At 53.2% G+C, this 12633-nt stretch carries 12 protein-coding genes; 10 read left to right on the top strand and 2 right to left on the bottom strand.

Annotation, left to right across the window (positions count from 1 at the left end; all coding sequences use genetic code 11):
- The first annotated feature begins 117 nt into the window (after positions 1–117).
- The 4 genes from J4G78_RS06640 to J4G78_RS06625 all read left to right on the top strand — a co-directional run bounded on the left by J4G78_RS06640 (position 118) and on the right by J4G78_RS06625 (position 3757).
- On the top strand, positions 118–1239 hold the full coding sequence (locus J4G78_RS06640; protein WP_207989512.1) for a hypothetical protein: 1122 nt from the start codon (positions 118–120) through the stop codon (positions 1237–1239).
- Positions 1240–1340: 101 nt separating this feature from the next.
- Positions 1341–2177, top strand: a complete 837-nt coding sequence (locus J4G78_RS06635) for a hypothetical protein (RefSeq protein WP_207989510.1) — start codon at positions 1341–1343, stop codon at positions 2175–2177.
- A gap of 174 nt (positions 2178–2351) precedes the next feature.
- Complete coding sequence (gene pdxH / locus J4G78_RS06630) at positions 2352–2954, top strand: pyridoxamine 5'-phosphate oxidase (RefSeq protein ID WP_207989508.1); 603 nt, start codon at positions 2352–2354, stop codon at positions 2952–2954.
- Positions 2951–3757 (top strand): PhzF family protein, encoded by an 807-nt coding sequence (locus J4G78_RS06625; protein ID WP_207989506.1) that lies wholly within the window; start codon positions 2951–2953, stop codon positions 3755–3757. The genes pdxH and J4G78_RS06625 overlap by 4 nt, the downstream gene beginning before the upstream one ends.
- Before the next feature lie 96 nt (positions 3758–3853).
- Here the strand turns inward: J4G78_RS06625 and J4G78_RS06620 are convergent, their stop codons facing one another.
- Positions 3854–4993 (bottom strand): serine hydrolase domain-containing protein, encoded by a 1140-nt coding sequence (locus J4G78_RS06620; RefSeq protein ID WP_243457252.1) that lies wholly within the window; start codon positions 4991–4993, stop codon positions 3854–3856.
- 29 nt (positions 4994–5022) lie between these two features.
- On the opposite strand from J4G78_RS06620, the gene J4G78_RS06615 reads away from it, so the two are divergent.
- Positions 5023–5397, top strand: a complete 375-nt coding sequence (locus tag J4G78_RS06615; RefSeq protein WP_207989502.1) for a hypothetical protein — start codon at positions 5023–5025, stop codon at positions 5395–5397.
- Between the two features lie 4 nt (positions 5398–5401).
- Here the strand turns inward: J4G78_RS06615 and mnmA are convergent, their stop codons facing one another.
- A complete protein-coding gene (gene mnmA, locus J4G78_RS06610; RefSeq protein ID WP_207989500.1) occupies positions 5402–6547 on the bottom strand; it encodes a tRNA 2-thiouridine(34) synthase MnmA in 1146 nt (381 codons plus the stop codon).
- Between the two features lie 199 nt (positions 6548–6746).
- Here mnmA and J4G78_RS06605 point away from each other — a divergent pair, with 199 nt between their 5' ends.
- The 5 genes from J4G78_RS06605 to J4G78_RS06585 all read left to right on the top strand — a co-directional run bounded on the left by J4G78_RS06605 (position 6747) and on the right by J4G78_RS06585 (position 12594).
- Positions 6747–7049: a hypothetical protein gene (locus tag J4G78_RS06605; RefSeq protein WP_207989498.1), complete on the top strand. Its 303-nt coding sequence runs from the start codon at positions 6747–6749 to the stop codon at positions 7047–7049.
- 140 nt (positions 7050–7189) lie between these two features.
- On the top strand, positions 7190–7489 hold the full coding sequence (sciP, locus tag J4G78_RS06600) for a CtrA inhibitor SciP (RefSeq protein WP_207989496.1): 300 nt from the start codon (positions 7190–7192) through the stop codon (positions 7487–7489).
- A gap of 212 nt (positions 7490–7701) precedes the next feature.
- A complete protein-coding gene (locus J4G78_RS06595) occupies positions 7702–7974 on the top strand; it encodes a GlsB/YeaQ/YmgE family stress response membrane protein (RefSeq protein WP_375140361.1) in 273 nt (90 codons plus the stop codon).
- Between the two features lie 260 nt (positions 7975–8234).
- Positions 8235–9428, top strand: a complete 1194-nt coding sequence (locus J4G78_RS06590) for an efflux RND transporter periplasmic adaptor subunit (protein ID WP_207989493.1) — start codon at positions 8235–8237, stop codon at positions 9426–9428.
- 10 nt (positions 9429–9438) lie between these two features.
- Entirely contained in the window at positions 9439–12594 is a 3156-nt protein-coding gene (locus J4G78_RS06585) for an efflux RND transporter permease subunit (protein WP_207989491.1), read from the top strand.
- The last annotated feature ends 39 nt before the right edge of the window (positions 12595–12633 follow it).

The following is a 12633-nucleotide window of genomic DNA, read 5'->3' as shown; positions in this document are numbered from 1 at the left end:
TGGATATTGGATTGTTATCAGATTGCAGCCTCTACACATCACAGGATATGATACTGTATAGTCTCGAATAATTCCTATAAAGACAAGATAACTGGACATAAGAAAAATACTGATGAGATGATAAATGCAGAAATCGCACTTTTTGCCGATTGGTCAGAACTAAAAAAATATGTCACAAGTGTGCGATCAACTGATGCAATCGATGCAGGTCAGTTATCGCTCAGGCTGAGGAGACTTTTATTAGATTCCAGTCCGCTTATCCACATTGTCAATCGTACAAAAAAAAGAAAGCTACACTTCCCATACCAGCCTCGAATCAAGGAAAATATTTCAGATCGGGTTAGTGTATTGGGGAATGTGGAAACTAACGACGTAGCTAAGCCAATTAATGCCAACAGCGTTACAGGACATTCGTTAAAATCTTTCTTACAACAAGATATTTTGGAGATTGATGGTTGTAAACACACCGTCCGAACTGTGATTAAAGAGGTCGCTAACCGCTTTGGCGGTGTCCACTTTGATTTCTCGTCTGCCCAACTTGAAGGCGGGCTAGATCCAGCCGCTCCTGATGTCGCCCAAGGTTATATTGGAGCTATTTGCACCATCGCAAAATTGGTTTCAATCGGCATTCATGATTTAGCCAACGCCTGCTCTCCTTTGCCGCCATATGATGACTGCTTCGGTCACTTTTCTTCTGATCCTGGTGTAATTGACTTCGACTCAAACCACCTTCTCGAAGTGATTTATGAAGACCAAAAATATACAATCGATGCCTTAACCGTTTTGGCAGTATTAGAAATGAAGCCACAACAAGTTGATGAATCAGTGCTTTTTACAATGCAAAGCGGCCCTGATCAGGAAGCGTTCAAAATCTCTTTCAGTTATGATGGTGAGCTAATTTTGGACTTGAACTGGACAGATAACCAAAATCGGATGATTCTGCACGATCACGGCAAAGTGCGACCTATCGGCAAAAAGATCTTTCTAGCAATAAGCATTGAGCCTACCGATGACGGCATAACCATCTCGATGCAAATCAATGCCAATCGAAAAGAGCAATCCGTTATCGGCAATTTCGGAAAGATGATCCCTTATCGATCAATCCTTGCTGCAGATAGCGAAAATAAGAACGGGTGCGGTGTCAGGTTATTCGAGCTGATGCTGATATCGACTGCCGATCGTCAACAAATCCAAGGCTATCAACAATACGCCTACTATAGATATTCTTTAGACTATTAGAAGTATCTTTTTTTAAACAGATACATATAATTAGTGGCTTTCCTACAAAGTACCATATAGGTTATATCATGTGTTCCCCATAACCAATGTGAGAATGCATGATGACCCAACTATCCCCCGAACAATCTGCCACTGAAACCCTCGACGCACCCGCCCCGCGCTGGACGCCCGAAAAACAGGGCAAGTTTCTCGAAGCCCTCGCGCGCTGTGGGTCGGTTAAGTCGGCGGCGGCCTTTGTCGGTATGAGCCGGGAAAGTGCGCATCGGTTGCGGCGGCGCACGCAGGATTGCGGTGAGGGCAGGGCCTTTGCGCGGGCGTGGGATGCGGCGCTCATTCATGCGCGGGATCTTTATGCCGAGGAAGTGCTGGAGAAAGGGCTTAATGGCTGGAACGAGACGGTCTGGTATCATGGCGAGGAAGTCGGTGAGCGGCAGCGCTTTTCGGTGCCCTTGCTGCTCGCGGCGCTCGGCCGGCTGGATAAGAAGGCGGATGAATGTGATCTGGCGGGCCATCCGGCGCGGGCCGCTGCGGCCGAGTTTGACGAGATGGTGGAGGCAATCAGCCAGGGCAGCGATTGTGCCGCCATGCTGGAGGAACAAGACAAGGCGGGGCAGCCGGATATCGAGCCGCCCTTGACCGGCATCGGTAGTGACGGTCTGCTCAAACGGCTGCGCGAAAAACAGGCACGCGCCCAGATTGCGGCCACCGCACCGGACGATATTGACATATCCGACCTCGACCCCAATGCCGCCGCCGATTGGGACGACATGCAATGGGAACGCGCGATGCGCAGCGGCATGAACGATGATCCCGATTTCTGGAGACAGGTCCGGGCCAGCGAAGCGGCGGCGGGGATTGTCCATGAGGACGGGGAGTTTAAAGGCTCTATGCCGGGCGAGAACATGGCCGCGACGGGGGCACAGGATATTGCGCTTTAGGGGGTGTGACCCGGTGTGACCCGCTGTGACCCTATGTAGACCGCGCGCATCGCTCAACCCCGTCGGGGCCATGATAGACCCATGATAGACCCATGAGGGAGCGGTCATAACGAACGGGCAAATTTCAAAACACAAGTCTTTCGCGGCCGCCGACACCCTGATACAGCCAGCATCATGACCCATGATCCCTTCCCCCTTTTCGACAGCTGGTTCGCGGAAGCCCGCGAGACGGAATTAAATGATAGCAATGCGATGACCATCGCAACCGCCGATGCGAGCGGACAGCCGGCGGCGCGCATGGTATTGTTAAAAGGCCATGATCGCAGCGGTTTTGTCTTCTATACCAATCAGGAAAGCCGCAAGGCCGCCGATATCGCCGCCAATCCGCAGGCCGCGATATTATTCCACTGGAAAAGCCTGCGCCGGCAGATCCGCATAGAAGGACCGCTCTCGACTGTGTCTGACGAGACGGCGGACGCCTATTTTGCCACGCGCAGCCGGGATTCGCAGCTCGGTGCCTGGGCGTCCGATCAATCGCGGCCGCTGGATAGCCGTGCGACGTTTGAAGCGCGCTATGACGAGATGAAGGCGCATTTTGAAGGCAAGGATGTCACGCGTCCGCCGCATTGGTCGGGCTATAGATTGACGCCGCAGCGCTTTGAATTCTGGCAGGATCGCGAACACCGGTTGCACGAACGCCGTGTTTTTGTGCGTGCCAGTAATGGTGCCAGTGATGGTAATGGCGATGATTGGACGGAAGGAATGCTCTACCCATGACGCAGGAAAACGGAATACTTCCTTATTTTCATGTCGATGCCTTTGCCGAGCGCCCCTTTACCGGTAATCAGGCGGCGGTAATGCCGCTCGAAAGCTGGCTTGATGATGCCGTGTTGCAGGCGATTGGCGAAGAGAATAATTTTGCCGAGACCGCTTTCTATCTGCCAGATGCAACGGGCGCGGCGGATTATGAACTGCGCTGGTTTACCCCGACGATAGAAATAGCGCTCTGTGGTCATGCGACTTTGGCGAGCGGTCATATCATCCTCTCGCAAAATCCGGACAAGGATCAGGTGACGTTTCGGACCCGCACAGCCGGCATTTTGACCATGGTGCGGGATGGCGATGGCTATGCTCTGGAATTACCGGCCTATGCGCCGGCACCGAAAGCTTTGCCCGATATTGTTGCATTGCTCGGCGGCGCGCCGGTTGAGACCCAGTTTCATGCCGGGCGTTATAATGTGATCCGCTATGCGACCGCGGATGAAGTTTTGGCGCTGAAACCGGATATGAAAGCATTGGCTGCTCTTGGTAACGCGCAATTTATCTGCACGGCTCCCGGTAAAGATACCGATGTGCTCAGCCGTGTCTTTGTTCCCGGTGCCGGTGTTGATGAAGACAGCGTGACCGGTTCGGCCCATGCTGTCCTGACACCTTATTGGGCAAAGCAGCTGGGCCGCGACAGTTTTACCGCTTACCAAGCCAGTGGGCGTGGCGGCTATGTGCAGTGCCGGCTCGACGGTGATAAGGCATGGCTCGGCGGGAAATGCGTGACCGTGGTTGAGGGGCTGTTTCGGTTGTAGTTTTGACCAGCGGGTCAACCACCCCGCTCATGCTGAGCCTGTCGAAGCATCGTGGCAAAGACCCTTCGACAAGCTCAGGGTGAGCGGAGAAGGGGGCTATTGAACCGGAAACAGCGCCACGATCCGGCCCATCTGATCGGTCATCGGCCGGTTCACGTCATCCTGTGTCTTGCCGAGCCGGACGAGTGTCAGCTTCTGTTCCGGCGAGACGATGATCTGCTGGCCCAGATGGCCGAGCGCGGCAAACACCGTATCGGGCGCCATGTCGGGGAAGAGCACTTGGTTGCGGCCTTCGGGGCGCTTTTTGTTGAGCCAGATATGCCCGCCATAAGCGGGATCATTGGCAGAGGAGGTACGCATGAACTTGACCCAGCTGACCGGCAGATGCTGCGCGCCTTTGCGGGCGCCGTTGTTGCGGAGGAACTCTCCGAATGTCGCATAGTCGCGGGCGGTGGACTGAATGATGCTGCCGCCCAGAAACGTGCCATTGGCATCGAACTCGAAATAGGTGCTGTCCATGCCAAGGGGTTCGAGCAGACGGCCGCGAATGAAGCGCATGGCGGTGTCGCGGCGCACCTTCGGGTCGGTGCTGTTGGTCAGGGTGCGGGTAATGATGTCAGCCAGGATCATGCTGGTCGCGGTGCTATATTCGAACTTTGCCCCGGGCTCGGCTTCCATCGGCCGGGCTTCGGCATAGTCAGCCATGTTGCCGGAGCCATCCAGGAACAGCATCCGATTGGTATCGGCCTCGAATATCGTAGCGCCGCCTTCTTCGGGGACTTCGGTATGATCGAGGCCGGATGACATGTGGATCAGCTGGCGCAGCGTAATGTCACCGCGCGGGTCGCCGGGCCGCTGCCAGGCGGGGACCGGGGCGGGGTCGTCCAGCACTAGCCGTCCATCCGCGACGAGAAAGCCAATCAATGCGCCGGTAAAGGATTTGGCCATTGACCAACTGATGAAGCGGGTGTCCTCGTCATAGCCTTCGCCATAGCGCTCTGCGATGATTTCCCCGCGATGCATGATCAGCAGGGCGCGGGTCTCGGCCATGGCGGGGTCTTCGAACAGGGGCGAGATGGCAGCATCCAGCCGGGCTTTCGGAACCGGGCTGGCATCGGATATATAGGCCAGCTCTTCGGCGGTCTTGGGCGGCGGTGCAGCGGGTTCATCGCTGGTGCCGCAGCCGGAAAGTATAAGCGTGAGAAAGGACAGGGCTGTGAATTTGATCTTGTGCATGGGCATCCGTTGCACCAATAGGACCAGCCATGGCAACCGTAAATGACAATACCGAAACCGCGTCCGAGACACAAAGCCGTAAAGGCCGCATCGCGCTATATATATTGGCCTTGTTCGTGCTGATATTGGCCGCGGTCTTTGCCTATAATTACAGCTTCATCAAAGGGCAGCTTGGTATCGGCACGGCTTATGGAGCGCGCGTGGCCTGTTCGTGCCACTATGTTGGCGGCCGCGATTTGGCCGACTGCGAAAAGGATTTTGAACCCGGCATGGAAGTCATCGGCTTGTCGATAGACGACGACAAGCGCCGGGTAACCGCTTCGGTACCGCTACTCGCATCCGCCACCGCCGAGTTTCGGGAAGGCTGGGGCTGCGTGATGCTGACGGAGGCCGAAGCCGACTAAGCGATCAGGCGGTTGCCGCCGCCAGCCATTGCTGCGACACCGCGCCGGTTTTTTCGATCCAGCCGCCACCGAGAACACGGTCCTTATGATAGAAGACAGCGGCCTGACCGGGAGAGACACCATATTCGGGATTATGAAAGCGCAATGTATCGCCTTCCAGCCGGGCATGTGTCGGCTTCGCCATCGAACGCACCTTCACTTGCATCGGTCCTTCAAAGTCGCCGCCAATCCAGTTGATATCGCGCAGGGTTGCAGACGCCACTGCGAGCGCCTGTTTCGGTCCGACAAAGACACGTTTGGTCTCCGGTTCCAGGCGGATGACATAAAGTGGTTCGGCCTGTCCGCCAATTTCCAATCCCTTGCGCTGGCCCACAGTATAATGGATCAAGCCCTTGTGTCGGCCCATGACGGTGCCGTCGATATGGACAATCTCGCCATCATCATCCGCTTCTGGGCGCAGCTTGCGAACGACTTTTGCATAATCACCATCCGGGACGAAACAGATATCCTGGCTATCCGGTTTGAAGGCAACGGCAAGACCCATGTCTTTGGCAATCTGGCGCACTTCGTCTTTTGGCATGTCCCCTAACGGGAAGCGCAGATAATCGAGTTGGTCCTGTGTGGTCGCAAACAGGAAATAGCTTTGGTCGCGAGCAGGATCCATGGCGCGGTGCAGCTCAGAGCCATGCTCACCCAAGACGCGCCGGACATAATGGCCGGTGGCGAGGCAATCGGCACCCAGTTCGCGGGAAAGGTTTAGCAGGTCTGTAAATTTCACGCCCATATTACACTGTACGCAAGGGATAGGCGTCCGGCCGGCCATATATTCATCGGCAAAGACATCCATCACCGATTCCTGAAAACGGCTGGCATGGTCAAAGACATAATGGGCGATACCAAGCTTCTCGGCCACCGCCCGCGCATCGCGAATATCCTGGCCTGCACAGCAGCTGCCAGCGCGGCCCACCGCTTCGCCATGATCATAAAGCTGCAAGGTGATGCCGATTGTCTCTGCACCCGTGCGCGCAGCGAGTGCCGCGACAACGCTCGAATCGACGCCGCCGGACATGGCGACGACGATGCGCTTGCCTGCCAGATTCGTGGCCGTATCGTCTCCGAGCTGAAATTCACTGTTGATTCGGTCTGCCATAATCCCACGTCCCTTAACGATGAACCGAGCGAAGCGCCAGTATTGCGCAAATTCGCCATCGAAATTCCCGTTCAAATCCTGTTTTGGTTCATATTGGGACGAAAGGGCGAATTGGAAGGAAGATTTGCTTAACCAGTCCTAAGACCGCGTGAACACCGCCTTTACGGATGTTTATACCTTCGCTGTTAGACAGCTGTTTATGGAAATGAACTTCCCACATAAGAGTCTGACACAGACCAGTGCCGATACGGATGTAAAAGCAGACAGTGCTCATGAAGCACTGATTGCGCATGCGATCGCGCGTCAGGCTCTTTCTCCCTCGGCACGTGCTTATCTTGCACAACGGAAAGGTTTGGCTGGAAAGCTGACCGACCCAAGCCGAGGGCCGGTGGAAGATCGGATCAAGTTTTTTGCCGGCGAACTTCCTGAACGGAGTCCGCTTGCGAGACGCGCACGCATTTTTGAAAAGGCCCATTTCCGGCCGGATCTATTGCGTGAATAATTGCCGACTAATCGGACGCAAACGTAAATATGAACGCGTTCTTTACCTTGGTGATTTAGTAGTTTGAAAAACTCTATGTCTAAAGATGTAACATCATTTGGACGTAAGTATAAATGCCGCAAGGCTAATTTGAGGGTAGTATGATCGAAAACCAAACCATCAAGCCAGCACAAGTCGTAGGCCCATTGGGTGAGCCGCTAACGGTTGCTGATTTGCCGGCTCCGGGGACCACACGTTGGGTCGTTCGGCGTAAAGCTGAAGTCGTAGCGGCGGTAAATGGCGGATTATTGACGGTCGATGAGGTTTGCGATCGGTATAGCTTGTCGCTGGAAGAATTTGCGTCATGGCAGCGGGCTGTGGATCGTTCAGGCATGCCAGGTTTGCGTGTGACGCGTATCCAGCATTACCGGGACCTTTACGAGCGTCAGCAAAAATACTGAGCAAACATTAATAGCTGCGTGAACACAGCTCTTTGAGCTTGTTGCTGGATTAATCATCAATATTAATGGCTTGGAGGCCTCGGAAATTCGTTTTTCGAGGCCTTTTCAGCGACATCTTTTGACTATTTTCTGGTTTCACGCTGTCATTCGTATAAGATCATCTGATCGGCTCGACAAAAATCGGGCGAAGTAAGGATCAGGAGGATAATATGATTAACTTTATCATCGCACTTGTGATGGGTGGTATCATCGGCTGGCTTGCCAGCATGGTAATGGGCCGGGATGCATCTATGGGTATTTTCTGGAACGTCATAGTGGGATGTGTCGGCTCAATGATGGGCGGTTGGCTGTTTAGCTTCTTCACCGGCGGCACTCAAAACTTGAGAGACGCGCCATTTAGTCCGATGACATTATTGGTTGCGTTTGGCGGAGCGATTGTCCTGCTCGGTATCGTCAATTTAATCAAACGGGGCCGTGTCCGTTAAACAAACCACTTTTTCTCTATAAAAAACAAGAGGCTGGCCTATTTGGGCCGGCCTTTTTCGTGCAGAAACATTTACGGCTATGGTATTTTAGCAACGTCTAAGAACTGGCGTTTGATATGGGTGATTGTTCGGGCTTGTGGTAACTGGTTTATTGATATAATACACCAAAATCAGAATTTGCCGTTTTCCCCGAAATTTGGTGATTCTTTTGTATATTGCAGCGCAAAAACAAGATAAAGACTGGCTGACGAGTATTGACTATGAACTATGAATCGAAAATTTCTGGCGAAGACCTCGACGTCTCGACGTTAGACGATGGCGAAGATGAGGCGCGCAACAAAAAGCGTTTTATGATCGTCGCGGCTGTCGCTGCGGTTATTATCCTCGCCTATGTTGCCTATCAAGTCTTGGCTGGCGGCGGCGATGGCGCTGGGGCGGCAGGGGCAGAAGATAGTCAGGCTCCCGCTGTGACTGTGGTAGTTCCAGGTCGGCAGGACGTTGTCCGGACGATCAACGCAACAGGTACCGTGGCGGCTCGCCGCGAAATCCCGGTCGGCGTTGTTGGTGACGGCGGGCGTGTAACGCAGGTTTATGTCGATGCCGGCGATTGGGTAAAGCCCGGTCAAGTCATGGCGAGCATTGATCGTTCGGTACAAAATCAACAAGTAGCGCGGTTAGAAGCTTCGGTGGCATCAGCTAGAGCAGACCTAAACTTGGCGCAGGCCAATCTTGATCGTGCAGCAAGGCTTGTTGAACGCGGATTTATTTCCAAAGCCGATATCGATCGCCTAACCGCGACGCGGGACTCAAACGCCGCGCAGCTGCGGGTGGCGCAGGCACAGCTTGGAGAAACCCGTGCCCGTAATAGTTTTCTGAATATTGTTGCGCCAAAAGGCGGCTTTGTCTTGGAGCGCAATATAGAAGTTGGGCAAACGGTCAGTCCAGGCAGCGGCATTTTGTTCCGTTTGGCGCAAAATGGTGAGATGGAGTTGCAGGCCCAGTTGAGTGAAAGTGATTTGGCCAATATCTCGGTCGGCGTCAGCACAGAGGTAATTCCTGTCGGAACGAACAAGGTTTTGACAGGGCAAATCTGGCAAATTTCGCCAATGATTGATTCGGATTCACGGCAAGGCATTGCAAAAGTTGCGCTTAGCTATGACCAGGCGCTTCGCCCTGGGGGTTTTGCGAGCACTCGCATAACGAGCGGGACCTCTCAGGCTGCTGTTTTGCCTGAATCAGCGGTGCAAAATGATAGCAAAGGCAGCTTTGTCTATATTGTTGATAAGGATAATAAAGTTGTGCGCCGTGATGTCGAAATTGGCTCGGTTTCTGCTGCTGGTCTGTCTATAACGTCAGGCTTGAATGGAACCGAGCGTGTTGTGCTAAGGGCAGCTGGTTTCTTGAACCCCGGACAGACGGTCCAGCCCATGGTCGAAAAAGACAAGGCCGCGTGAAAGAATAGTCATGAACCTCCGCAATATTTCAGCCTGGTCGACCCGTAATCCCGTTGTTCCGCTCGTTCTTTTTACAGCATTGTTGCTGGCGGGTTTGTTGAGCTTCAACCGGATGGATGTGGTAAACAACCCTGATGTTGAGTTTCCTGGCGTCAGTGTCAGTATTTCTCAGCCAGGGGCCGCGCCGACGGAGATAGAAAACCAAATCACGCAACGGATCGAGGCGTCGGTTCGCAGTATCAGTGGTGTTAAAAACATAATTTCGACTGCCAGTGAAGGCAGCAGCCGCACTTTTGTTGAATTTGAAATCGGTACCGATGTCAACGACGCGGTCAATGAAGTCAAAAATGCCGTTGATCAGGCGCGAGGATCCTTGCCGGATGGCATATTGGAGCCCCAGATCTCCAAAGAAGATGTTGCGGGCGGCCCGATAGCCTATTTCGCTGTCAAAGCCGATGACATGACAGTGGAACAGCTGAGCTGGTTCGTTGACGATACAGTCGCTAAAAACCTGCTGACAGTCGAAGGGATGGCTGAGGTTGACCGCTTCGGTGGTGTCGATCGCGAAATTCGGGTGATTCTGAAACCAGCTCGTATGCAAGCGCTTAGTGTTACCGCTAATCAGATCAACACCGTCTTGCGACAGGTTAACGTCAACGCCGCTGGTGGCCGCGCAGAAGTTGGTGGGACGCGGCAATCGGTCCGGGTCCTGGGCAATGCTGATGATGCTTATGCTCTCTCTCAAACGCAAATTTCTCTGGGCAGCGGTCAAACCATAAAATTGAGCGATGTCGCAGATGTAAATGACTCCTTCGGTGAGCGCAGCTCTATCAGCAAAGTCAGGGGCGTGGAGGTCGTGAACTTTTCCATGTCTCGTGCGCGCGGCGCGTCCGACGTTACAGTCTACGACAATGCTGTTGAGATTATGGATCGGATTACGGAGGAAAACCCCGGGGTTGAATTTATCCGTCTTGGCAGCAGCGTAGACTATACGAAAACTCAATATAAGAGCTCGATGGCCGCTATGGTCGAGGGCGCGCTGCTGGCTGTGGTAGTTGTCTTTCTATTTTTACGGGACTGGCGGGCAACGCTTATCTCTGCGATTGCTATTCCGTTGTCGGCTATACCGACATTTTGGTTCATGGATTTACTGGGGTTCAACCTGAACTTCCTTTCTTTGCTAGCGTTAGGCCTTGTTGCGGGTGTTTTGGTGGATGACGCGATTGTGGAAATCGAGAATATCGTGCGCCATATGCGCATGGGGAAATCCGCCTATCAGGCGTCTATCGATGCCGCCGATGAAATTGGCTTGGCCGTCGTGGCAACATCTTTTTGTATCGTTGCAGTTTTTCTTCCGGTCGGGTTAATGCCTGGCATTTCAGGTCAATTCTTTAAGAACTTCGGAATCACCGTTGTGATTTCTGTACTGATGAGCCTTGCCGTTGCGCGGATGATTACCCCGATGGTTGCGGCCTATTTCTTAGAATCCAAAGGCCATGCCGAGCATGGTGAAGGCGTATGGATGGATCGCTATATGCGCCTTTTGAACTGGTGTCTGGATCAGACGGCGGCTCGAAAATATGCTGAAGGTGGAGGTTTACGGCGCCGGTTCGTCGCCAAATTCCTGGATCACCGTATCTGGATGATGGGTATGGGGCTTTTTGCATTTTTGTTGACGGTGGTTTTGTTCGCCGTAACACCGGCCCAATTCCAACCCACCATCAATGAAGATTCCAGCCGGGTTCAGATTGAAGTTGTGCCGGGAACCACGCTTCAGCAGACCGAAAAAATTGCCGATCAAGTCTCTGAGCTTATGTATCAGCAGCCGGAAGTCGAGCGCGCTTTAACCCGTGTGCGGGAAACTAATGCGACGGTATTTGTGAACTATAAAACCGAGCGTGAAAAAACGTCGATAGAGTTTGAACGCAGCATGGCGCCGCTCTTGCAGAAAATACCCGATGCACGCATTTCTTTCCAATCGCAAAGCGGTGGCGGCGGTACCGGGCGTGATATTTCAATCATGTTGACCGGCTCCGATCCCAAATTATTGGATGAAACGGCATTTCAGCTGGTCGAGCAAATGAAGGGTGTCAACCTGATAGTCGCTCCCCGTATCGCTGCCGACCTCAGCCGCCCGGAAATTTTGATCACGCCTTATACCGACTTGGCTTCTAAACTGGGCGTGACTACATCCGACCTTAGCCAAACAATCCGTATCGCGACATTAGGCGAGATTGATCAGAATGCGGCTAAATTTTCTTTGTCAGATCGCCAGATTCCGATCCGGGTGATGCTACCGGAAGAATCCCGTACCGATCTGACGACCATTGAAAATTTGCCCATTCCGACGGCAAGCGGCGGTACGGTCCCATTGAGCAGAGTGGCAAAAGTCAGTTTTGGATCTGGGCCAACAACAATCCAGCGTTATAACCAGAACCGGCGGACTTTCGTTGGTGCTGATCTCGCGCCCGATGTGATCAAGGGTGAGGCGATGACGGCGATCAATAATCTGCCGATCATGAAAAATCTGCCAACCGGTGTTTCTAACGCGCCCTTTGGTGAAGAAGAATGGCAACAGGAATTGTTTGTCAACTTCATCATTGCCTTAATTTCGGGAGTTCTACTGGTCTTTGCGACTTTGGTCTTGCTTTACAAGCGCCTCATGTCGCCGCTGGTAAATATGGGGTCACTGGCACTGGCTCCTCTTGGCGGTATATTCCTCGTCTGGGTAGTCGGCCAACCATTGTCGATGCCCGTGCTGATTGGTGTATTGATGCTACTTGGAATTGTTAGTAAAAACTCGATACTCTTGATCGATTTCGCGATTGAGGAAATGCAAAAAGGTGTTCCCAAGTTCGAAGCAATCATGGACGCTGGCCATAAACGTGCGCAGCCTATTGTTATGACGACTGTCGCTATGACAGCAGGTATGGTGCCAACGGCACTGTCTTTGTCCGGCGACGGCGCTTGGCGTGCTCCTATGGGAACAGTGGTGATTGGCGGCTTGATTGTATCGACGCTCCTCACGCTAGTGATCGTGCCGGCTGGTTTCAGTCTCGCCGATGGTTTCGAACGCCGGGTGGGTCCATGGCTTCGTAGAACGATGCTCACTTATAATCCGGGTGATGACGCGGATGATAAGGCAAGGGTTCAGCCAGCCGAGTGAAGCCGCTTTCTTCTAAATTAGCTCCAACGTCCAATAGCA

It is taken from the genome of Parasphingorhabdus cellanae (assembly GCF_017498565.1).
GTDB classification, from domain to species: Bacteria; Pseudomonadota; Alphaproteobacteria; order Sphingomonadales; family Sphingomonadaceae; genus Parasphingorhabdus; species Parasphingorhabdus cellanae.
This window is presented reverse-complemented; position numbering and strand designations above follow the sequence as displayed.

Coding starts and splice junctions, on each gene's coding strand:
- J4G78_RS06625 (WP_207989506.1), top strand. CDS start 2,951: ATGACGCAGGAAAACGGAATACTTCCTTATTTTCATGTCGATGCCTTT.
- J4G78_RS06635 (WP_207989510.1), top strand. CDS start 1,341: ATGACCCAACTATCCCCCGAACAATCTGCCACTGAAACCCTCGACGCA.
- J4G78_RS06620 (WP_243457252.1), bottom strand. CDS start 4,993: ATGCACAAGATCAAATTCACAGCCCTGTCCTTTCTCACGCTTATACTT.
- J4G78_RS06590 (WP_207989493.1), top strand. CDS start 8,235: ATGAACTATGAATCGAAAATTTCTGGCGAAGACCTCGACGTCTCGACG.
- J4G78_RS06640 (WP_207989512.1), top strand. CDS start 118: ATGATAAATGCAGAAATCGCACTTTTTGCCGATTGGTCAGAACTAAAA.
- sciP (WP_207989496.1), top strand. CDS start 7,190: ATGATCGAAAACCAAACCATCAAGCCAGCACAAGTCGTAGGCCCATTG.
- pdxH (WP_207989508.1), top strand. CDS start 2,352: ATGACCCATGATCCCTTCCCCCTTTTCGACAGCTGGTTCGCGGAAGCC.
- mnmA (WP_207989500.1), bottom strand. CDS start 6,547: ATGGCAGACCGAATCAACAGTGAATTTCAGCTCGGAGACGATACGGCC.
- J4G78_RS06615 (WP_207989502.1), top strand. CDS start 5,023: ATGGCAACCGTAAATGACAATACCGAAACCGCGTCCGAGACACAAAGC.
- J4G78_RS06605 (WP_207989498.1), top strand. CDS start 6,747: ATGGAAATGAACTTCCCACATAAGAGTCTGACACAGACCAGTGCCGAT.
- J4G78_RS06585 (WP_207989491.1), top strand. CDS start 9,439: ATGAACCTCCGCAATATTTCAGCCTGGTCGACCCGTAATCCCGTTGTT.